Annotated in this window: 15 protein-coding genes and 3 pseudogenes; 9 read left to right on the top strand and 9 right to left on the bottom strand. The window is 61.2% G+C overall.

What is annotated here, in order from left to right; genetic code table 11:
• Positions 1–171 precede the first annotated feature (171 nt).
• Positions 172–391 (top strand): annotated as a pseudogene (locus tag HWX25_RS33495) (arsenical resistance protein ArsH); the annotation flags it as partial.
• Between the two features lie 151 nt (positions 392–542).
• On the opposite strand, the pseudogene HWX25_RS21910 reads toward HWX25_RS33495, so the two are convergent.
• Positions 543–740: pseudogene (locus tag HWX25_RS21910) on the bottom strand (PDDEXK nuclease domain-containing protein); the annotation flags it as partial.
• Positions 741–745: 5 nt separating this feature from the next.
• Between HWX25_RS21910 and HWX25_RS21905 the strand changes: the two are divergent.
• Positions 746–1,708 (top strand): annotated as a pseudogene (locus HWX25_RS21905) (MFS transporter); the annotation flags it as partial.
• Between the two features lie 24 nt (positions 1,709–1,732).
• On the opposite strand, the gene HWX25_RS21900 reads toward HWX25_RS21905, so the two are convergent.
• A complete protein-coding gene (locus HWX25_RS21900; RefSeq protein WP_175910495.1) occupies positions 1,733–4,492 on the bottom strand; it encodes a UPF0182 family protein in 2,760 nt (919 codons plus the stop codon).
• Positions 4,493–4,816: 324 nt separating this feature from the next.
• Between HWX25_RS21900 and HWX25_RS21895 the strand changes: the two genes are divergently transcribed.
• Positions 4,817–5,236, top strand: a complete 420-nt coding sequence (locus HWX25_RS21895) for a DUF1810 domain-containing protein (protein WP_175910485.1) — start codon at positions 4,817–4,819, stop codon at positions 5,234–5,236.
• 56 nt (positions 5,237–5,292) lie between these two features.
• Complete coding sequence (locus tag HWX25_RS21890) at positions 5,293–5,607, top strand: helicase (RefSeq protein ID WP_175910483.1); 315 nt, start codon at positions 5,293–5,295, stop codon at positions 5,605–5,607.
• Between the two features lie 843 nt (positions 5,608–6,450).
• On the opposite strand, the gene HWX25_RS21885 is transcribed toward HWX25_RS21890, so the two are convergent.
• Entirely contained in the window at positions 6,451–6,744 is a 294-nt protein-coding gene (locus HWX25_RS21885; protein WP_175910481.1) for an H-NS histone family protein, read from the bottom strand.
• Between the two features lie 393 nt (positions 6,745–7,137).
• Positions 7,138–7,815, bottom strand: coding sequence for a response regulator transcription factor (locus HWX25_RS21880; RefSeq protein ID WP_279610129.1), 678 nt, complete (start codon positions 7,813–7,815; stop codon positions 7,138–7,140).
• 423 nt (positions 7,816–8,238) lie between these two features.
• Between HWX25_RS21880 and HWX25_RS33765 the strand changes: the two genes are divergently transcribed.
• Together HWX25_RS33765 and HWX25_RS33760 are read left to right on the top strand one after the other, a co-directional pair.
• Entirely contained in the window at positions 8,239–8,787 is a 549-nt protein-coding gene (locus tag HWX25_RS33765) for a transporter substrate-binding domain-containing protein (RefSeq protein WP_347879259.1), read from the top strand.
• Positions 8,687–9,181, top strand: a complete 495-nt coding sequence (locus HWX25_RS33760) for a hypothetical protein (RefSeq protein ID WP_279610130.1) — start codon at positions 8,687–8,689, stop codon at positions 9,179–9,181. The genes HWX25_RS33765 and HWX25_RS33760 overlap by 101 nt, the downstream gene beginning before the upstream one ends.
• 2 nt (positions 9,182–9,183) lie before the next feature.
• On the opposite strand, the gene HWX25_RS21870 is transcribed toward HWX25_RS33760, so the two are convergent.
• Positions 9,184–11,340 (bottom strand): ATP-binding protein, encoded by a 2,157-nt coding sequence (locus HWX25_RS21870; protein WP_175910476.1) that lies wholly within the window; start codon positions 11,338–11,340, stop codon positions 9,184–9,186.
• Positions 11,341–12,458: 1,118 nt separating this feature from the next.
• Positions 12,459–12,632 (bottom strand): CsbD family protein, encoded by a 174-nt coding sequence (locus HWX25_RS21865; protein ID WP_175910474.1) that lies wholly within the window; start codon positions 12,630–12,632, stop codon positions 12,459–12,461.
• 233 nt (positions 12,633–12,865) lie between these two features.
• Here HWX25_RS21865 and HWX25_RS21860 point away from each other — a divergent pair, with 233 nt between their 5' ends.
• Together HWX25_RS21860 and HWX25_RS21855 are read left to right on the top strand one after the other, a co-directional pair.
• Entirely contained in the window at positions 12,866–13,012 is a 147-nt protein-coding gene (locus HWX25_RS21860; protein WP_081053095.1) for a DUF3096 domain-containing protein, read from the top strand.
• Positions 13,013–13,680: 668 nt separating this feature from the next.
• Positions 13,681–13,974, top strand: coding sequence for a hypothetical protein (locus tag HWX25_RS21855; protein WP_175910473.1), 294 nt, complete (start codon positions 13,681–13,683; stop codon positions 13,972–13,974).
• Between the two features lie 102 nt (positions 13,975–14,076).
• Here the strand turns inward: HWX25_RS21855 and HWX25_RS21850 are convergent, their stop codons facing one another.
• From HWX25_RS21850 to HWX25_RS21840, 3 genes are all read right to left on the bottom strand, one after another.
• Positions 14,077–15,315: a S53 family peptidase gene (locus HWX25_RS21850; protein ID WP_175910471.1), complete on the bottom strand. Its 1,239-nt coding sequence runs from the start codon at positions 15,313–15,315 to the stop codon at positions 14,077–14,079.
• A 34-nt stretch (positions 15,316–15,349) separates the two neighbouring features.
• Complete coding sequence (locus tag HWX25_RS21845) at positions 15,350–17,482, bottom strand: polysaccharide deacetylase family protein (protein ID WP_175910469.1); 2,133 nt, start codon at positions 17,480–17,482, stop codon at positions 15,350–15,352.
• Positions 17,483–18,168: 686 nt separating this feature from the next.
• Positions 18,169–20,250, bottom strand: a complete 2,082-nt coding sequence (locus tag HWX25_RS21840) for a hypothetical protein (RefSeq protein WP_175910467.1) — start codon at positions 20,248–20,250, stop codon at positions 18,169–18,171.
• A gap of 233 nt (positions 20,251–20,483) precedes the next feature.
• Between HWX25_RS21840 and HWX25_RS21835 the strand changes: the two genes are divergently transcribed.
• Complete coding sequence (locus tag HWX25_RS21835) at positions 20,484–21,602, top strand: helix-turn-helix transcriptional regulator (protein ID WP_175910465.1); 1,119 nt, start codon at positions 20,484–20,486, stop codon at positions 21,600–21,602.
• The last annotated feature ends 48 nt before the right edge of the window (positions 21,603–21,650 follow it).

The raw sequence follows: 21,650 nt of genomic DNA, 5'->3' as shown, positions 1-21,650 counted from the left end.
GAAATAAGGTGCATCCTCGGGGCAAACTTCTCCGAATGGGCGGCGCTTCGCTTCGGTATCCGGCCATTCCCCGCCCACATCGCCGACCACCTCGCGCGATCGCCTATTAATCAGTGTTTCCCTAGAGCGCGCGGGCGGTCAGAAAGAATGTCGCCAACCTGGATGAGACAGGAACGGCATGGCGCGATGACGGCATCATGAAGCCGCAGATCGGCCGGATCCAGCTGTCGGTCTGCGCCGCGCGGCCGACACTGGGCAAACCGCTCGCGGTGATGCAGGTCGGCGACGATTGGCACTCGTTCAATGCGGTGAACCAGATACGCGTGCGCGGGCGCTGGACGCGTACGCTGACACTCCGAAGCGATCATCAGTGGCAAAGGCGTGGACGGAAAAGCCAAGACGCAATGCGTTTTTTTCATGGGGCCACAATCCGAGTGCCTGAGTCAGCTGGACTCTATGCTGGTCAGAAAAATCGACGAACAGCGCGGCAAACGAGAAGCAGTTCAGCGGATACGCCCGTTCACGACGCAGTTCGGTTGGGACTCTGCCGTGTGGATCCCGCTTTTTCCAAGTTCAAGCAATTCGATCTGCTCTTGCTTTCTCCCCGCACACAAGATGATGCCGATCGGCGGCGCTTCACCCGGCTCCTGCTCGTGCTTCGTGAGCCAGCGCAAGTGCAGCCTCATCTGACTTTTATACTCAGCCTTGAAGGCACCGAGCTTCAATTCGATGGCGACAAGGCATCCTGATCTATGCCGTCGGCTTTGTCGCGCGGCCGGTCGGCGCGGCGATCTTCGGCCACTACGGCGACCGCATCGGACGCAAGGCCACGCCGATCGTGACCCTGTTGCTGATGGGGCTCGCCACGTTCGCCGTGGCCTTCGTTCCGACCGACGCAACGATCGGCATCTGGGACACCGTTTTCCTCACGTGGGGCTGGCGCGCTCCGTTTTTCCTCAGCATCGTACTGGTCGCGATCGGGCTCTACATCCGCCTGAATATCCTCGAGACGCCGATCTTCGCGAAACTGCTGGCCGAGCGCCGGATCGAGAAAATGGCGATGCTCGAAGTGCTGCGCAAGCAGCCGAGGGGTATCGTGCTGTCGGCGTTTGCGCGAATGGCCGAACAGGCGCCGTTCTATATCTTTACCGCGTTCGTGTTCACTTACGGGATCACGGCGCTGGGCGCCACGCGCGAGTTGCGGCTGACGGCGGTGCCGGTGGCGTCCGTGGTCGAATTCTTCACCATTCCGCTGTTCGGTCATGTGTCGGATCTGATCGGGCGGCGGCGGATGTACATGATCGGCGCGGCTACCGTCGGCGTGTTCGGATTTCTCTACTTCGCGATGGTCGATAGCCGGAATCCGGTATGGATCTTCGCGGCCATCGGGCTGTCGCTGGTCCCGCATTCGATGATGTATGGGCCGCAGGCGGCATTGATTGCCGAGTCGTTTACCAGGCGGTCGCGGTATAGCGGTGTGTCGATGGGTTATCAGCTCGCTTCGGTCATTGCAGGCGGCTCGGCACCGCTGATCGCGACGGCGCTGTTTGCCTACTACCATTCGGGGTATGCGATCGCGGTGTATGTGTTGGCGTGCGCGGTGCTGAGCGTGGTCGCCGCATCGAAGCTCGGGGACTACACCAACAAGGATATTTCGCGGGAATACGACGACGCGCGAAGTCATGGGCACGCGCCACCACTGACCTGACCGGCAGTCAGGCAGGCGTCACACTCACTGCTTGTTGTCCGCTCGAACGGCGCCCAGCGCTTCGAGCAATGGTCGGAGCGCATCGAGTTCCGCGCCGAAGCCGGCCCAATCCCCCGCCTTCAGCCGCTCGATCGCACGATCGTAATGGGCGAGCGCGTCACGGGCGCGCACATCCGCGGCGCCGCCCGCCGGCGCCGCCGCCGGTCCCGGCCTCGTCTCCTTGAATAGCGCCGCGAGCGCCTCGCCCAGGTTTTCCTCCATCACGACGCGATCGCCATAGGCGGCGATCACCCGTTTCAGTTCGGGCAATTGGCCCGACGCCGCGCGCAGATAGAGCGGCGACACGTAGAGGATCGAGTGCTCGATCGGAACGACTACGAGATGTCCGCGGATTACGCGTGAGCCCATCTGGTTCCACAGCGAGATCTGCTGCGAGATTTCCGTGCTCTGCTGGATGCGCGCCTCGATCTGATAGGGCCCGTAGATCAGCTTTTCCTTCGGAAACGCGTAGACGATCAGTTTTCCGTACCCGGGCGAATCGCAACGCGCGGCCAGCCACGCGATCATGTTCTCGCGCTGGCTCGGCACCATCGGCAGCATGAGCACGAAGCCGGCCTGCGCGTCGCCGGGCAGCCTCATGATCGTGTAGTACGGCGCCATCTGCCGGTTCACGGCGTCGCCCCCGTCGATATCGCCCAGCGCACGAGGAAACTGCCAGAGGTCCTCGCGGTTATAGAACACTTCCGGCGCATCCATGTGATAAGCGCGGTAGAGGTTCGCCTGGATCAGGAACAGATCCTCGGGGTAGCGGATGTGCCGTTGAAGATCCTGCGGCATCGCGTCGAACGCCTTGAACATGCCGGGGAAGATGCGCGCGTAAGTCCGCACCAGCGGATCGGAAGGATCGCTGACGTAGAAGTCGACCGTTCCGTTGTACGCGTCGACCACCACCTTGACCGCGTTGCGAATGTAGTTGGCGCCATCGCCGACGCCGGGCGGCGCATACGGAAACCAGCGGCTGGTCGTGTAGGCGTCCTGCATCCAGAACAGGCGTCCGTTGCTTGCCACGACATAGGGGTCGTGGTCGAGCGCGAGAAACGGTGCAATCGTGCGTATCCGGTCCCGGATGTTGCGGTGAAGAAGGATCCTGCTCTCGTTCGTGATGTAGTGCGTCAGCAGGATGTTGGGATCGCCGAACTGCCATGCGAACAGGCTCCGTCGTACCGCACCGCCGATCGCGACACCGTCGCGCCCGCTGTAGGACGTGTAGACGTTGCTATCACCCTTCGGGTAGTCGAATTCGGGCACACTGCCCTTCACGATCACATAGCCCTGCCCGCCTTCACCGAAGTAGATGCGCGGTTCGTTGATCGCCGGTCCGCCATCGGCGACAGGCGGAATGTCGCGCAGATAGAGCGACGGCAAGCCTTCCGTGGATTTCTCCGTGACCGGCGACATCACGATGCCGTTGCCGTGGGTGAACAGAAGATGCAGGTTCACCCAGGTTCGGGCGTTCTCCGGCAGCATCGTATGCTCCAGTTCGCGCGCCGACAGCATGACCTGCCGGTAGCCGGAGTCGAGACGGTAGCGATCGATATCCACGGAAAAGAACTTGTAGTAGGTCCTGATCTCCTGCAACTGCGCATAGGTATCCATCAGCGGCTGCACATCCCACAGGCGGATGTTGTCGACGGTCGCGCGATTGGCCTGCAGCGACGCAAGATTCAGGCCCTGCTCGGCCGCGAACGGCTTGACCTCGATCTGCGCGAGACCGTAAGCCTGCCTCGTCAACGCGATGTTGTGCCGGATATAGGGCGTCTCGAGCTGCAGTTCGCTCGGCTTGACGTAGAACCGCTGGAACAGCGCGGGATAGACGATGCCGAGCGCAAACGAAGTGCCGAACACGAGCAGCACCGCAGCGGCCGGCAACTGATAGCCGGGCCGGCGCATGTTGACCACCATCGCAACGGCCGACGCAGTGGCAAGGCCGACGAGCAGCCATAACACCGGCAGCATCACGTGGACATCCGTATAACCAGCGCCGACCACGACACCGTTGTTGTCGTAGAGCAGCAGGAAGCGTTCGAGCCACCAGGACCAGGCTTTCAACAGGAAGAAGAGTGCCAGCAGCGCCGACCCTTGAACCGCGGCGGCCGACGAAAGCCCCTTCGGCGGGCGCAGCATGATGTCGCCGCGCAGCCAGTAGACGCCGACTGCGACGATCGCGCAGCAGACGACCACTTGCAGCAGCAGGTTCTTCAGCACGATCCAGACGGGGAGCGCGAACAGATAGAAACCGATGTCCTTGCCGAAGATCGGATCGTGCGCGCCGAACGGCACCCGATGCAGAAATCGAAGCGCAACATCCCAGCTCGACATCGCACCGGCGGCGATCGCAAGCCCGAGAATGACGGCGGTCACAGCGATGACCGCGCGCCAGGGAATGCGCGACGTGACCTCCCCTGCCAGGGCTCGCAGGACATCCTCCGCCCGCGTCGACGAAGTGTCCGCTACCTGCCAGACATCGACGGGCCTGGCATAACGATGCGCGAGCCACCCCGACGCGCCGATCGCGACCGCCGACACGGCGAACACGGCGACGAACAGCAGCACCCTTGCGGACAGGATCGTCCAGAAGACGCCGGCATAGCCGATTGACGAGAACCAGAGCCAATCGACCAACAAACCGGTGATGCGCCCGACGGCGATCAGGCAGGCGATGACGATCGCAGCCGCGATCCCATAGCGTCTCAGGCGTGGGACGGACGTTGCTTGCGAGCGCATCGAAGCTTCCTTTGCCGGGCCGTCATGCGTGGCCGGCCGCGACCGGATGGGGGTGTGCCGCCGATCCGTCAGCGAGAATCGCGGCCGGCCGCATGTCTGAATGCTACGCCCGTTGCCGACGCATCGCCATTCGGCGGCATGCGCGACGTCACCGGCAACGATCGAACGCGGTGCAGTGCACTGCAGCAAATTCGATCTCGCCGCCGCGGGACGCGATGCGCAGCCAAGGGAGTGCACGGTCAAGGTGGCGTTTGAACGCCATCCGGGTCACGCTCACAATAGACGTTCCGGCAGCTTTCCGCGCCGGAACGGACGGAGGGCGAAATGGACGATCCCCATGATCTTCAGCGCTTTGTCGACGCACAGGATTCGGTGTATGCGCAGGTCTGCGACGAGCTAAGGCACGGACACAAGCGAAGTCACTGGATGTGGTTCGTGTTTCCGCAGATCGAAGGGCTCGGCGACAGCGCGATGGCGCAACGATACGCGATCTCGACACTGGCCGAAGCCGTCGCGTATCTTCAGCATCCGCTGCTTGGCGAAAGGCTGCGGGAATGCACACGACTGGTCAATCAGGCCGAAGGCAAGTCGATCCAGTCGATCTTCGGGTATCCGGATTACCTGAAATTCCGGTCGTCGGTCACGTTGTTCGCGCATGCGACTGCCGACAACGGGGTGTTCGTGGAGGCGCTCGAGAAATATTTCGGTGGCGAGGCCGATCACGACACGCTTGCACGAATCTAGGCGGTGTCGGTCCTCGCGCCGCGTTAGAATAACGCCCCTTCTCATGGGAGACGACAATGTCCTGGTTCGTTTATGAAGTGCCCGAATACCACGAAGACGCTGCGCGCATTGAACCTTTCAGCGACCTGCGGAGCCGTGTACTGAAAGTCGCTGGCCTGGCCATGGCTGACGAACTGGAAAGCGTTCGCGAGAACGCCGCGGCGACAGCGGACACGCCCGAGCGCCCCCTGCGGACGCCGGAAAATCCGCAGGTCTTTCCGATTCCCTACGCCGACTCCATGATCCTGGTCGGGTTCATCTTCGATCTGAAGCGAGACTTCCGGCAACTGGTCGTGTCACCGGTAGAAATGCCCTGGTTGAACGACGCGTAAGTGATGGTCGGACCGGAAGCTGACGGGAGCGTTGCGCCTGTTCCCAAGCCGGGTAGTTGGCCCCACACGTCGGACCGAGTCGAACTGCGCAGAAATCGAAACAGGGGGAGATGCCCTGGATCTCGAATGGATACCGAGGCGCGGTCGACATCTTGCCCGACACGTTGCATCCGGGCGATCATGGAGACGTGCGCCCCATCCACGATTCAGTCGAAGGCAGGCGCTTCAAACGCCTCCCGTATCGGAAGCGTCAAAGGTCACCATTCCGGCGTCCCACCTCTCGCGCGCTAGCAATTGAGGATTGGCAAGGCCCGAGCGAAACAGGTACAGGCGTCTGGCACCGACTCGGGAGGGATGTCGACGGTAACGCGAAGGCCGGCAGGCACAAGGCGTCTGTCATCCACGATGCTCTACAACAACGACAACTGAGCCGGTGTGCTGGTGCGAACTGCTTGATCGCCCTCTCTTGGCGCCAGGCTCAGCCCGTCCGTGGACTGAGGACTCCCATCGTCCGGTCGATACTTTCGCACCCAATCGGCGCCAAGCACATCGGATGAGAACACAACGCCGGGCGCAATCTGAACAAGTTCGCTCATCCGCAGATTTTCCTAAGCGGACTGAACGTCGAAGTGAGCTGCGGCGTACTGCGCGCTGCAGTTCCACACTTCGACGCCGTCACGGGTGAAGGAAGCCCAACCGTCTTTGACGATCATCTCCGCACCGGGAAATACGTCACCATACCCATTTGCGGTGGCAGCGAAGACCGTTCGCTCGCGACACGTCGCCCAGTATTTCCCATCGGCAAGCGTTAGCGGTTTTGTGCTCAACCGGCAACTCGACTCACTATTTGATCAAGAACCGGTCGCGGTTCTTTGCTCCCGCAATCCATTGAGGGGCCCTGCCACGACCGCTCCATGTTGCGCCAGTCTTCGGGTCGCGATACTTCGGCGCAACCGGCGCAGTCACGTTCGTCGCAACCGCGCGGCGCCGTCCGAAAAGTTGCTCCGGCGTAATGCCATATTCGGCGATCTGCTCACGGATCGTCGTGATGATGCTGTCAAGTTCAGCAAGACGGACTTCTTCCGCTTGCTGTGCCAGCGCTTCGGCTTGGGCTTTCAGCTCGAGATAGGTAGCCATGTATGTGCAGGAACTCCGATTTAGAAGATTGACCGGTGGTCGAGATGGCTTTGGGCTTGAGCGAAAGTCCGCCGACCTCGACAGACTCATTATATTCGCGGTTTGGTAAGAACCAAACGCCTTGACTCCGCACGAGACTACCGTCGTGGTCATATTCGTGAATCTCGCAAGCGCTGCTGGCGCTCAGCGAGTGGTGCTCCACACGCAAAGTTCACGCTTCGGATTACCGATTTAAATTTACACAAATTCAATTATCCACTTCTCGCCAAGTTCAAATGTCTGGTTTTTGACCAATCGTAAGCCGACCGACGCTGGCAATCCAGCGCCGCAGGCTGCGATGGCTACAACGGAGTGGATCACGATGACAAGCCGCGAACCATGACCGGAGTTGATTCAGTGTTTATCGACCAACTTGCGGGCAGCGAACAATTCGGCATCGTTGCGGATACCGAGTTTACGATATGCGGATTGCTTTTGCGCGCTGATCGTCTTGGGACTTCGGAAGAATTTCGACGCGATCTCGGACACGGACATCCCGGCAAGAAAGCACCGCAACACTTCATGCTCGCGCGGGCTGAGCAGCAAATCCTCCGACGCCCCAGAATCGGACGACGGTGAATCGTTACCGATAGCGGCCCGCGCTTCGGCCCCACGCGAATCTATCGTCTTGCCCCACGTGATCCGGTTCGAGAGCTCGGTGCTTATAAATGAGTGACCACTTGCCACGACGCGGATCGCGCGTGCGAGTTCACCGAGATCATTGCTCTTGCCAAAAAAACCGAGCGCACCTGCGCGCATCGTCATGTTGACGGTCGCTGACGTATCGCTGCTCGACATCATCAGCATCCGACAATCGGGGAAGCGCGTATTGATGAGCTTGACGAGATCGAGGCCGTCGATCTCGTCGGGACCAAGCGTGTAGTCGAGTAGCACCACATCGGCGTGGTTCGCTTCGAGCCAGCGAATCAGGTCGCGCGACTTAGCGAAGCTCGCTACCAGTTCGATGGAATTCTTCTCGGTCAGGTAACTCGCAATCCCGAGTTGGACGATGGCATGGTCGTCCAGAATCACGACGCGGATCGGCTGGTGCCCAGGCCTCATAGTTACCCCTATCGTTGTTGTATACGGCGCGAAGACTAGCCCCGTTATTGTCGCGGCGTGCCATCCATGATTATTTCGACTAGCTTACCGGCTTTTCGGGCAATTTTTAAGCCTGGTGACTACATCCGCAGGTCCTGCGATCGCAATGCCGCACTGCGTTTCCACAACGAGGCGACCTATGACGTCGGTTTCGTTTTTCGGTTTTACCTGCGACCATCCCGGCGTCCGACACTCGTCTGAGGACCGTCCACGGCAAACCGGCCAGCAATGGTTGAACAACGTGAGCAAGCTGAGTTTGAAACGATGTGCCATGCTAATGAGCACACTCGTCTGGCCGACGCCCACGTTCGGATGGGCAAGCAGTTCGCCGCAGTTCACAACTGAAGAGAAGGCGTGGATTGCCGCGCATCCGGTGGTGTGCACCACAATCGATCCACATTGGCGCGGTTTGAATTTCGGGACCACGGGAAGGTAGTTGGTATCGTGCCGTCGTACCTCGATGCGATTTCGCGCATGAGCGGATTGCGCTTTGAGTATGTCAACGGCCTGTCATGGGCGGACTCGCAAGACGCCTTGATCTCCGGAAAGATCGACGTTGTGCCCGACGTATCGAAAAGCGCGGATGTGTCGATGTATCGCGACGGCGTCACTGTCGGCCAACCGTACTTCGTCGGCACGATGGCCGTGGTCGCGCCGGAACACCTGAACCTGTTCTTCGATTCTCGCAACAGCTCTATGCGCTGGCCCGATCAACCCGCAGCGACATGCCCGTGCTCGCGCCCATTCTCGATAAGTCGTTTGCCGCGATTTCCGCTCGCACGGGCGAGGAGATTTCGCGCCGATGGATGGAATGGACCGACTGCGGCGAGCCAACTCTGCGCTCAATCCTTTACTACCGACGCTGGCAGGTCACATCAACCGGCGCCACCGTATTCGCGCTAGCGGCAATCGCGCTCCTTTCGTGGCGCGCACGCGCCGCTGCGGTTCGCAGCGAGCGCGAAAAGGCAACGTTCCTCGCATTCATCAGCCACGAGATCCGCACGTCGATGCTCACACGATCGTTTCGTCGCTCGAGCTGCTGCAACAGTCTCAACTCACGCGGAAACAGGCAGGTCGAACGGATGCAGCCGTTGCCGCCTCGCAACTTGCTTGTCCAGCCAATTTGACCCTGCTGATCGATCAGGTCCGCACGCTGCAGATCGTGCTGAACCTGCTCGTCGATGCAACCAAGTTTACGTCGGAGGGGCCAGTATGGCTGCATGTCGACCATCTGGAAGGTAAGCCGGACACTGCCGGTTCACTTGTGATCGAAGCCCTTCAGCACGCGCGCGCGTAAGCCTATGAGGCTGCCACCTGATCCGGTGCAAGACCCGCATACGCAGGGCACCACATCGCGATCATCTGCCGCAACGCTTCGAGCCGCAGCGGCTTGCCGAGCACTCCGTCCATGCCGCTCTCGAAGCAACGCACCTTGTGCGCGTCGCCGGTGATTGCCGATATGGCGATAATCGGAACGTGTCGCCCCTTTCTTGCCAACTCGTGTTGACGGATCGCGCGTGCGAGCGTGTAGCCATCTACGTCTGGGAGATTGCAATCCAGCAGTACCATGTCGACATGCGTGTGCGCGAGCTGCTGCAACGCTGCCCCCCCCGTGTCAGCGATGATGCCGACGCAACCCAGCGCCTCGCATTGGTCCTGCAGCGAGGCCCGTACGGCTTCGTGATCATCGACTATCAGAATGTACGGTACTTTCTGGCATGATTGGGCGGCGGATGCTGGTGCTCGAACCGGCGCCCGAGCGATTAACTGTGCCGACGACACGTTATCCGCGACTGCGACCGGCAGCTTGACCGAAAAGACGGTCTCGACACGCGGTGTACTGCTGACCGTAATCGTTCCACGCATTAACTCGACGAGTTCACGGCAGATCGCGAGGCGGAGCCCGCTGCCGGCTCCGCCGGAACGTGAAGCACGATCATCTTGCCAATACGCATCGAACAGATGCTTGAATGGGTCCGCAGAAATGCCGACTCCCGTGTCGCGAACCTCCAGTACCAGTGTGCTGTTTCGCCCTCGGCGGGTCATGGCAATGCGAACACGCAACGTAACAATGCCGTCGTCCGTGAAGTTAATTGCATTGACCAGTAGGTTCAGAATGATCTGGCGCACGCGGACCGGATCGATCTCGACATGCAGCGCTGGTGGGATCTCGATGTCTAACACCATCGCGATTCCCTTGGGTTCGGCACGCCAACGCACCATATCGACAGTTTCCCGGGCCCACGACTCGAGCGCGACTACCTGCGCGTCGAACGTCACCTTGCTCGACTCAAGTCGGGAGTATTCCAGGATGTCGTCCAGCAGCGTCAAGAGTGTTTCTGACGCAGACACGGCTGCATCAACGCGATCGGTCTGTTGTGGCGGCAACTGCGAGCGCCGCAGAAAATCGAGCGACGCCAGAACAGTCTGCATCGGCGTGCGGATTTCGTGGCTCACGAACGCGAGGAACATCGCCTTGTCCCGCTTGCTGCGAATCGCCGCCGCGCGGGATTTCCAGGAGAGATAGGCGAACAACGAGAATATCAGCAACGTCGCGGCAATCGCGACCACTAGCGGCGCGCGATAATGCAGGATTGAGTGTAGCGTCGGCTCGCCGTAGTCGTCGAGCTCGACCCAGTCCCGCGTGATCGCAGCGGCTTCGCTCACCGGAATCGCAGCGAGCGACTTGTCGATGATCGACGCCAGAATCGGCAGATCGGCGCGCGTGAGCATTGCCAGCGACACGGGGCGATCCGCCAGCATGCCGGACATGTAAAGCTGCCCCGGAAATTGCCGGCGAACGATCGGCAGGATCGTGACATCGATGCCAAGCGCGGCGTCGGCTTCGTCGTTGGCGACCGCGGCAAGTGCGAGTTCCTCGGTGTCGAACGTCAGTACGTCGAGCGCGACATCGCTATGACGGATGAAGTATTCGACCGCGCCTCGCCCCTTGATCGCGACACGCCGACCTTCGAGCCGCTTCAGACTGAAGACCATCGCGGAATTGTCACGTGTCACGGTAGTCAGCCGCCCGACCAGATAAGGCGAACTGACGAGCGCGCCGCTGCCGACACGGTCAGATACCAACTCTCGCCAGACACCCGGCAGCAAATCCACCTTGCCGGTAGCGAGCGCGTCGTACGCGCGACCCCATTGCGTACCAGGCACCGTGTCGAACGTGAGTCCGGTCATCCTAGAAACTGCGTTCAGGTAACTGGCGACAAGACCAGCATGTTGTCCGTTGCGTACATATTCGATTGGACTCCAGTTCGCCTCGACTGCTATATGAACGATCGGGTGTGCGTCGATCCATCGCAGCTCTTCATCGGTGAAGACAGGCTTCTGCCAAACCGTTGACGCAACCGCACCAGGCAGCAAAACCACGCAGACAGCCAGAAGCAATGCACGACAGAGCGAACACCATTGAGTCCAGCGCGAAGCGTGTATGTTTTTCATGATGGATGCAGCTTAGATATGTGACGACGCTGGGATGAATCGCGAGGTGCCGACGCGTCACGAACGGGACCTTGCCTCAGTCGACACATCGCACAAAGCCCGACAATTTGCTTCTCGTTCATGTGTCGTCGTCAGAATCCCGCAGGATGTCCGTCGGCTCACAACGCTGCTGCCCGTCTCAGGTGTGACGTATGGGAAACCCTGAGAAAGCAACACCAGCATAGAGAAGGCTTGCAAGGTGCGTCGCGCACGAACTTGTCAGCGGTCGAGCGCACTGTTACGCACGTTGTTTGGTCGGGATTCTGTATTACAAGGTGACGCCGCAATATAAGATTTGTCCTAAAAATGAAAGCGCCGTCATCCATACCACGGCTTCACGCAGGACCGTTGGCAATCAAGGAACAACTCTGATCATGATCTAAAAAATCATGGGCACCAATGAGTGTCAGCACCCCGCAGGCTGAACCGCTTGGATTTCCTGGGTAATTCCGAGCGTTAGTCGACAACATTTTAGACATACCAATTAGGCACCACACAGCAAGGCCTTGTCATATTTTAATTGTCTAATTTCATCCGTCACTTTCCCGAAAAATCGGGGACTCGACATGCGTTTGCACCAATACTCGATCCTGTCATTGTCCGTCTTTGACTTTTTTCAGATGTATCTTATTGTTCCGATTAATCGATACCACGACGATAGGTTTGCGCGGGAGGCATCGGTCTGGTAACACAATTTCTTCCATACGAATCATTCACTCATATTTTTTTGGACCGCTCAGAACAATGAAAAAATAGCGTTGACTCTTCTCTTGATGACGGTCGCCGGGCGCAGAAACTCCGGGAGAAGCGCCGGTATTTGATGTCCCGTTGTCAGGTCGCTCATCTGCAGATTTCCCCACGCAGTCTGAACGTCGAAGTGCGCGGCTGCGTAGCATGCGCCGTCACGATTGAAAGTGGCGAGATTGAAATGCCCGCTTTCGGGCCGTATAGGTTTTACGGCCGCGGGTCAAAGCCGCTTACAACGCATACTTCGCGACGCCGCGGAAGGCGGCTTCAATGCGCGCCGGCCACCTCGGTCTGACGAGAAGCAAGTTCGGTGTCTTCCACCTGAGGCTCTACTACCGCTTCTTGAATCGCTCCTTCGCATCGCCGAATGATGCTTGTGTCTTGCCGACGATCTGTTCCGCCTTGCCCGTCAATCTGCTCGTTCGATTTCCCACGACCCTGCCAACCATCTCCTTCAGTTTGCCCTTTGCTTCCGTGATGCGGCCCTTTACCTGATCTTTGTTCATGACATTGCTCCTTGAAAGTGACGAATGCTCGAACTGCGGTCCGGCACGCCGAACCGAATCGCGATGAAACGTCGGTGCAGGCACGGCGATTGCGCCGGTCGAAGCGTTCGCGCTTGTGGACAGGACAGCGAGTTGACGCCAAAGGCTTGACGCTCGCCAAGCTCGTGTCTCTGTAACGGGTGCCGGAGGCAAGGCAGGCTGCTGCCCATCGTTTTCAATCTTGCGGAGGAAGCATGAACACGCTCACCAGCGCCGGCCCGCTGGTTTCACTGATCGCCGGCATTCTCATCCTCGTGGTACCCCGCCTCCTCAATTACATCGTTGCGCTCTACCTGATTGTCATCGGGCTGCTCGGTCTGTTCGGAGGGCGTCTCCATTGAATTGATACGACGGCGAAATAGCCGGTTACGAACGCGCATCAGTTATATCGTAGTGCAATATGTTGATCTGGTGGCGTCGAATAGTCTAGCGCAATGAGCAATACATATACCTGCTGCATGTGCGCGAGTGAATGATCGATCAATGACATCGTGGGTCTTCCTCGATGAAACGACTCGCCACCCCTGCGCCGGCCGCCTAATGCGGGGGCCGTGATACCGACATGCCGCGCAGGGGCGTCCCGTCGGACGCGAAGCGATGTTCGACCCGACATCGGCACTGCGGTAACGGATGATTTTCACTCTCTCGATCGCAAATCGAGTTACCCCACGTCAGACTTTTATCGGTTTCCTTCCATTTCATTTCAATTCAAGTACGTGTTGCTTTGTCGGCTCCGAACGCATATACAGATTGAATTGCGGATCGCTCCCGCGTGCGTGTTCGTGCTCGCCATCATGCTCTGAATTCCTTCATATCATGCGCCATTCCGTGCCGCGAAGTAATTGAATATCCTGCGCGGCGGAAATGGTTACATCGTGCGTTTGACGATCGGATCAGCACCGCTGGGAAGAGACGCGGATCCCGTGGTTGAAATGGCAAGCGAAGCGTCCGCCGCTCCGCATGGGAACGAATCGTGCTCGTTGTCCCGTACTGAATGGAGGACAGCACGATGAAGCCCATGACACTCTCAAACCGCCGAATTCTGGCGACACTCGTGGCAGGCAGCGCACTCGTCGCGGCCAGCGCGGCCTTCGCGCAAGTCTATGTTGAACCACCACCGAGGTATGAAGAGCCCGCCCCGGCGCCGGGTGTGTCGATCACAATCGGCATGCACGGCGACCGCTACTGGGACGGCCATCGCTACTGGGAGCACGACGCATGGATGCATCGTCATCCGCGTGAACATGACCTGTGGCGGGAGCACGAGCGCGAGCGCATGCGCGAACACGACTATCGTGAATAGTGCAGACCCGCCGCGAGATACCAGGGAAACCGCTCCTGCTCAACAGTCTCGTACGTAGCGCACGGGCCGGCCTGATTTATTCGGACCACAAACATATATACGTCAAGGCGCAGCCATCAGCGCCTGGATCAGATTGGCGGCGATCGGGCGCCCGAGGCCGGTCACGTAGTCGTACCCGACAGCCGTGGTACAAAGCGTGCCGCATGTGCCGTTCGATCCGCTGACGATATCGCGAAAGTTCGCCGCGTAGGCACTCGACGCGAGCCCGTAAAGCACGCTCTGGATTGCGCTCACTGCGTTCAGCGTCGTCTTGCCGTGCGCGATGCGCAAGCTGTTTGCGATCGCAACCAAAGCGGACCATTGCGGCGCACCAGCGCTCGTGCCGCCGACGACGAACCAGCCGCGTTGCCCCGCATAGCCGTATGAATCGTAGACCGCGAAGCCTGACGCCGGGTCGCTGTCATAAGCGACGTCGGGCACGCCGCGCAGCCCGAGGCTATCCGATGGCGTCCCGAAGTTCGACTGATACGTCGGCTCCGGCTCGACGGCGCTCTGTCCGCCGCCGCTTCCGGCCCACGCCGTTTCGCCGGCGTAGGCACCGCTTGCATCGATCGCGATCGAAGTGCCGCCGACGCTCAACACGTACGGCGACGCGGCCGGGTAGTCGACACCATTGCCGCCGTCGCCGGACGCGGCGACGAACGACACGCCGTTCGCGCTGGCGAGTTGCCCGTCGTATTGGGTTTCGGCCAGAAATTCGGCGGTCCCCCAGCTGATCGACACGACCTTCGCGCCGACGCCGTCCGGCGCAGGACGCGTCGCGAGCGCGATTGCGCTCATCAAATCATCCAGCGAGCTCGATGCGGCTTCGACCAGCACGATCCGCGCATTCGGTGCGATCGCGTGCGCCCACTGCACGTCCAGCGAACTCTCGAGCGCCCACAGCGCATCGGGGGGCGGTGGCCGCTTGTCCGGCGTCGCGTACACCTTCGTGAAACAGCGCGGGGACGCGCACGGCGACAAGCCGAACGTGCTGCTGAACAACCGCAGATCCGCTTCGACGTTCGGATTGTCATATGCATCGACGATCGCGATGACCTGATCGTCGCCGCCATAGCCGCGCGCCGGCAATTGATCGAACCCGTAGAAACGGCGGATCTGCTGCGGCGACAGGCCGACCGGGTTCCGTTTCGCGGATCCGTGCAGATGGAGCGGCGGCCGTGCAAACACGTGCGGCGCTCGCGACGCGGACTGCGCGAACGACACACCGAGCGAGAGCGCGACGCTCGCCGATACGACGACGAGCGTGCGCAACACACGCGTGAACGAAGCTCGCTTCATGATGCTCCCCCGTTGGCAGACGAGCTGATGTGCGTCAGTGCACCTTCGCGCTCGTAAACGACAGCGATTTGCCCGTGCCCGCGATGACCAGCCAGTTGTTCGGATCGGTGGTGACGATCGTCGCGCTCCCGCTTTTCACGCTCGGCAACTGATATGTGCTCTTCGGCAGCAGCCAGGTCATGTCCTGCAGGCTCGTCGGCTGCGTCGCGCTGAATGTCCAGCTGGTCCCCGTATCGGTCGCCGTCCAGTTCACCAGCAGACGGCGCCGGTCGAACTGCGTAAGCTGGTCCATCGTGAACCACTTGAACTGGCCGGTCGTCGCGAGCGACGCCGCGTAGCTGAGAAACGTCGTCACGACGTTCGGATACCATGACGCGCCCAGCGGGTGCATGTAGATCAGCCGGCTCGTGCGGTTCGCGACGACGAAATCCATTAGCGACAGATACCAGTTCTGGACATCCGTCGTCGGCACCGCGAACTCCTGGAACTCCTCGAACGTCGCATACTTGCCGAACGGCATCACCGGAAACGCCCAGATGCCCGGATTCAGCAGCGAACCGTTGCGATACGCACGCGTTTGTGCGTTGCCGGTATGGCCGGTGAAGTAGTAACCGGAGTAGCCGTTCGACTCGAGCCAGTTCACCGCCCACGTCGGCGTGTTGCCTTCCGGCGCCGCCCATTCGACGTCCGGCCTGCCCGTCACCGACTGGACCGCATTGTGGTTCAGCACCAGATATTGCGTGAACGTGCTCGCGTTCGTTTCACTGGCGTTCGCCCCCCAGTAGTCGTGCGCCCACCCGCCGTGGCTGCCGATCTTGTGCCCGCGCTTGAGCAGGAACGCGACCAGTTGCTTCGCCTGCGTATTGTTCGTCAGGTTGATCCCGAGACCGTCGCCGATCGTCACGTCGTCCGGGCCGGCCGTCATCACGATCGAGTACGGGCCGCTGTTCCAGATACCGAAGTTCTTCAGGTACTGCGCAGGCTGGATCTGGTCTTCCGCGCAGAAGTGCCAGTTCAGGACCATCCCGGCCTGCGCGCGCGGCTGCAGCGACAGGTGCGGCATCGACAGGATGTTCGTCGTGAAGTAACGCAGGAAGCCGTGGATCGGCATGCTGTCGGTTTGTCCGTCGAGATACGCGAGCGGCAGGTTGACGAACATCACGCCGCCGTTTCCGTACGCCTGATAGCCGGCGACGAGACCGAAGTTCGGCGACGTCAGCAGCGTCGTACCGGTATACGTGCCCTGCGTGACGTAGCTCGGATACGTGAGGAAGCCGTATACGTAGCCGGAAATGCCTTCGAGTACGTCCGTCGTCGCCGACGGCGTCGCAGTCGCGAGCGACGCCGCGCCACTCACCGCAGTCGATACCGACGACAGCATCGTCGATGTCGGCGCATACGATCCGGATCTGACCTTGCCGCCTGTCGACACGCGGCCAAGATTCAACGGCACGCCGGTCATGCGCCCGTTATCCATCTTGTACGTGAAGTACGTCTGATGGTTGTACCCGGCAAGCCCGCCCGGGTTCGATGTGCTCGGCTGCAGGAACAGCAGCTGATTCGTCGTCGAGCCGGTCGAGGAAGTCGACGTGGTGGCAGCCAACGTCGTCGCGGCCGTCGTCGAACCGGACCATGTCATGGACTTCCCGGGCGGAACCTGCAGCGCGCGCAGCGTGCTGCCCATCCCGGTCACGGGGCCGAGGCCGATCATGCTTCCGCCGAGCGTATCGTAGAGCACGTAGTTGACGCCGGCCATCGAGCTGAATCGCGATTGCCCGGCCGGATAAAATCCCGTCGCGTTCAGCACACCGAAATCATAGACGAGCATCACGCGCCCGCCGTTCAGCGCGTAGTTCTGGATAGCGGTCACGAGCGTATCGTCGGCGACCGTATGCACCTGGTCCGGCAGGATGAGCCCCTGATACTGCTGCAGCGACGTGCCGCCCTGCTTGAATTGCGTGTCGCTGATGAGCGAGATTTGCAACCCCTCCTCCGCCGCCGAATCGAGCCACGCGGACACACGCGGATCCGGCAACGTAAAGTTGTCCGGCAGCAGCAACAGCAACTGGTTCGACAGCGCATTCGCCGGCCCGGCTGCGAACGTCATCAGGCAAACGGAAAAGACGATCAGAAGGGCTCGTAGGACCCGAATTGACTTGGCCAACATTGTTCTCTCCCGACGGAGGTGGGATGACTGCCGATGCCCGACACGTCGCCGCCGCCGCGCTCCACCCATCGAGATCGGGCGGTCGGCGGCCGGGCCGTGTGGCGCCATCGGCTAAGGGGGAGAGCGAACGTGCCGCGTTTCGGACACGTCTCGGCAACACAAGTACATCGATTCGTCGGACGATCGCAAACGCGCGGTAGCTGTCGTTCCCACCACAACCGATGAAGCTAACAACGTGCCAGTCGCGCAATCACGCTGCCGCAACGGCCACCGGCCATGGAAAGCGCACGGAACGGGAAAATCGCGCCAAAAACGTTACAGCGTCGATACGGTGTACGTGGCGGCGCAATGTGACGAAGCAGACGGGAAGCGTTGCGATGGACGATTTGAGGTATCTGGCGAGGCGTCGCATGGGACTCGCGGTCGCTATCGCCCTGGTTGGCCATCAGCACGCGCCCGAAAATCAACGGAAAATGATTCTGTCGAGTAACGCCGGCGCTGCACGCGTGCACTGCATGACCTTTTCCGAGTCATGCCTGATGAAGTGACAAGAAAGATGCTCACGCAAGAAGGTCGTTCAGGAGGTGGCGCACGCCGTCTCGCCACGCCATGACGCAAAAAGGGGCTGGCGGGATCAATTCACCCCGCCAGCCCCATTCTCAACGAGCGTATCTGCCCGACCTCCGTCACCGGTCGTATTCGAAGGCCTCGGTAAAGACCGTGTCGACCGTGTCGGACCAGCTCAGGTTCACGAACGAGAAATCGGTGCCGCCTGTCCAGCCGGCCACCGACGGGAACGCGACGCCCTGATCGCCCGGCACGTTGAGCGTCACCGCCGCTCCCGGCAGCACCGGCGACGCCTGTGCCGAACCGTTGACGAACGTCGGCACCGTCTGCCCCGACGCGGTTGCGCGAATCTGCACGTTGCCGCGCTTGACGAACGGCAGCCCCGCCTTCGACGTCCAGCTCAGCGGGAACGTCGCGCCGCCCGCGAACGTGCTGGCGGTGCCGGGCGTCAGGCTATCGCGCGTGGACTGCGCCAGATCGTGCCACGCATACTGGCGCAGCGCGTCGGGCAACGGCGACGGCGTACGCAGCCGGACCGTATAGTGCCGGGCCGGCGCCGACGTGTCGCCGTTCTGGTAGACGTCGATCGTATAGGCGCTGAACGACTTGATGTCGGCCAGCTCGGCGGCGCTCAATTGCGGCTTCGCCCACGCGGTATTGTTGCGCGGCGCATCGCCGGGCCACGTGAACAGCCCCTGGCTGGCAGGGTCCTGCGCGACGCCGGCCAGACGGAAATTGTTGCGGCACTGCGCATTCTTCGTCAGCGCGGCGAGCTGGGCCGGCGTCTGCCCGCTCGCGATTTGCGCGCGGATGTTCAGCGTGTCGCACGTACCGCTCGAGGGCTGGAGGAACACGCCGTTGCGCAATCCCGGGCCAGTGACGATCGCGAAATCCACCGCGGTGCCCGATGCATCGACGGTGCCCACCTGCAGGTTGAGCGAATCGACGAACGCGTTGGTCCCCGTCGACGGATTGGCCGGATTCAGCCAGTCCCATTTCTGCGCGTTCGCGTTCACCTTGCTCAGCACCGCGCGCTGATTGCCGACCACGCGCCAGCCGGTATCGCCGCTCGCGAGGCTGCTCGCCTGCACCGCGAGTTGCACATGCTGCTGCATGCCGTCGCGAATGCCGTCGGTGCGCGTCCACGCGAGCTTGACCCACATCGTGTCGCTGGCGACGACGCGAATGACTTCCGGCAAGCTGAAGCTGGCATTGTTCATCGCATCGTCGGCCAAGATGCCCGGCGCGCCGCCGGCATGCGCACCGAATTCCTGGTCGGCCGACATGCCGTTGTTGAGATAGGCAGCGGGCACGCCTGCGTTCAGTGCGCCCGACGCGACGCCGTCGACGAAGATCCGCCCGCACGCCGACACGTTGCCGGCCGCACGCGCCGCGCCGGTCGAACCGGTGAAACACTGATTCAGCGCGCTCTGCAATCCCGCCAGGTCGCTCGCGCTCGGCAGGTTGGACATCACCGTGCCGTTGATGGTCGCGGCTGCCGGCAGGCTGGCCTTGTCGCTCGGCTGCGGCGCGACACCGGGCGCGAGCTGAAGCTGCACCGGCGTATCGCCGGACGCGCCCGCCACCGAGCTGATCTGCACGCCGCCATCCGGCAACACGTTGATCTTCACCTGGTCGAGCAGGCGGTCGAGGCCCGGCCCGCCGGCGGTCAGCGGGCCGGAAATCAGGTCGACGCCCGTATTGCCGGTTGCGGTCAGCAGGTCGACCAGCGCCGACGCATAGGCCTGCACCGTGCTGGCGACCGCCTGGGCGGTGACCTTGCTCTGCAGCAGCCCGGTGTCGGCCAGCAACTTCGTCGGGTTGTCGCCGATGATTGTGGCGGCGATCGCATTCGTGATCGGTGTGATGTTGATCGTCTGTGTGCCGGCCGTGGCACTGAGTGCGATCAGCGTGGCTTGAGAATCCGCGACGTTGCCGTAAGCGGACAACGCGAAAGGCGCGGTCAGCCCGGTCACGGTGCAATGAAACGCGCCGGTCGTGGCGTCGGCGGGACAGTCGACCGATTTGCCGGTCGCATCCATGAGTTTGACCGTCGCGGCCTGCATGGCCGCGCCTGCGGCCGCGACGCCGCTGACCGTCTGTGCAGCGGGTTCGGACGGTGACGAAGATGAACTGCCGCCGCCTCCGCAAGCGGAGACCACCAGCGCTGCGATACCCCACACGACAGGTTTGAGTTTCATTGTTTTTCCCCTGTGATTCTTCTGGTTATCAGGTGCGATACGCGACGCGCATGCACGCCGATCGGAATTCTCGCAAAGGCGATTTTTGCAATCATCATTCAGGTGAATGAAAATCCGGAAACAATGCGGTACTGAAGGAAAATAACCTGTGTTAGCCTGAAACAAATTCGGTATTCGAATCAATATTCGTCAGATAAAACATACATACAAAATCATTACGCGGCGGGGGCAACATGCAACGGGACCAGCTCATCGGGGACCTCTACGAGGCCGCCCTGTACCCGGATGGTTTTCTCGAAGTCTTCCATCGGGTATCCGAATCGCTCGGCGCAAACATCTTTCATATGTTCAGCTGGGACGCCGCGCGCAATGCCCCGAAATTCTCGATCTATTCACCGCGTGCCGAACTCGACTCGATCGTCGCACTCTACGACCAGTATTACGGCGCACTCGATCCGCGCCGCGGCTTCGTCGAGAACGCCCCGCTCGGCGAATTCGTTTGCTGCCAGGATCATCTGACCGACCGCGATGTCGAGCGCAGCGAATTCTTTCAGGATTATCAGATTCCGTCGGGCATTCGCTACCTGATGGGAATGCGCTTCGCGCGCCCGGGCAGCGACGACATCCTGCTCGGCTTGCTGAGAGCGCACGGCCGGCCGCCTTATTCGTCAGAGGAACGCGCGAACCTGACGGGCATGGCCGGGCATCTGCAACGCGCGATCAACCTCTGGCAGGACGCAAACGTGCTGCGTCGGGACGCCGCGCTCGGCAACGAACTGATGGAGGAACTGGGTCTATCCATCTTCACGCTCGACCGGCATTCGCGCGTCGTATTCGTCAACCGGGCGGCAGAATCGATGCTGCGCGCCACCACTTGCCTCAAGCTCGAACACGGCCATCTGAGCGCGACGAGCGCGCCGCAGAACGATGCACTCAAGGCGGCCGTGGCACGTGTCGCGCAGACCCGCAAAAGCGAGAACCTTGCCCTGTCCGGGACCGTGAGCGCCGCGCACGAAATCTTTCTCGGCATCGCTTCGCTGTCCGGACAAGCACGCCATGGCGCACTCGGCGACGCCGCGATACTGATCACCGCCAGACGTCGCAGCGCCGCTCCGCTCGTCGTCGCTCAGCAACTGCGGCAGGCATTCGGCTTGACGAGCGCCGAAGCGGCCATCGCCGAAGCATTGATCGGCGGCAAGACGCCGGAGGAATGCGCGGCCATCGCCGGTGTGTCGCTCTCGACCGTTCGCACCCAGTTGCGCGCGATCTACGAGAAGACGCATTCCCGAAATCAGGCCGAGGCGGTCGGGCGGATGCTGTGGGTACTCCCGCAGCACGTGCGTGACGGGTGATCGCGCGAAACCGCGAGCCACCGACGTATCGAAACACGGCGGCCGCGA

Origin of the sequence: Burkholderia sp. BCC1640 (genome assembly GCF_902833125.1) — a bacterium.
Taxonomy (GTDB): domain Bacteria; phylum Pseudomonadota; class Gammaproteobacteria; order Burkholderiales; family Burkholderiaceae; genus Burkholderia; species Burkholderia diffusa.
Note: the sequence above shows the minus strand (reverse complement) of the source record. Positions and strands in the feature narration are given on the sequence as shown.

Coding starts and splice junctions, on each gene's coding strand:
- HWX25_RS21900 (WP_175910495.1), bottom strand. CDS start 4,492: ATGCGCTCGCAAGCAACGTCCGTCCCACGCCTGAGACGCTATGGGATC.
- HWX25_RS21845 (WP_175910469.1), bottom strand. CDS start 17,482: ATGTTGGCCAAGTCAATTCGGGTCCTACGAGCCCTTCTGATCGTCTTT.
- HWX25_RS21850 (WP_175910471.1), bottom strand. CDS start 15,315: ATGAAGCGAGCTTCGTTCACGCGTGTGTTGCGCACGCTCGTCGTCGTA.
- HWX25_RS21895 (WP_175910485.1), top strand. CDS start 4,817: ATGGACGATCCCCATGATCTTCAGCGCTTTGTCGACGCACAGGATTCG.
- HWX25_RS21860 (WP_081053095.1), top strand. CDS start 12,866: ATGAACACGCTCACCAGCGCCGGCCCGCTGGTTTCACTGATCGCCGGC.
- HWX25_RS21840 (WP_175910467.1), bottom strand. CDS start 20,250: ATGAAACTCAAACCTGTCGTGTGGGGTATCGCAGCGCTGGTGGTCTCC.
- HWX25_RS21885 (WP_175910481.1), bottom strand. CDS start 6,744: ATGGCTACCTATCTCGAGCTGAAAGCCCAAGCCGAAGCGCTGGCACAG.
- HWX25_RS21890 (WP_175910483.1), top strand. CDS start 5,293: ATGTCCTGGTTCGTTTATGAAGTGCCCGAATACCACGAAGACGCTGCG.
- HWX25_RS21865 (WP_175910474.1), bottom strand. CDS start 12,632: ATGAACAAAGATCAGGTAAAGGGCCGCATCACGGAAGCAAAGGGCAAA.
- HWX25_RS21855 (WP_175910473.1), top strand. CDS start 13,681: ATGAAGCCCATGACACTCTCAAACCGCCGAATTCTGGCGACACTCGTG.
- HWX25_RS33760 (WP_279610130.1), top strand. CDS start 8,687: ATGGATGGAATGGACCGACTGCGGCGAGCCAACTCTGCGCTCAATCCT.
- HWX25_RS21835 (WP_175910465.1), top strand. CDS start 20,484: ATGCAACGGGACCAGCTCATCGGGGACCTCTACGAGGCCGCCCTGTAC.
- HWX25_RS21870 (WP_175910476.1), bottom strand. CDS start 11,340: ATGAAAAACATACACGCTTCGCGCTGGACTCAATGGTGTTCGCTCTGT.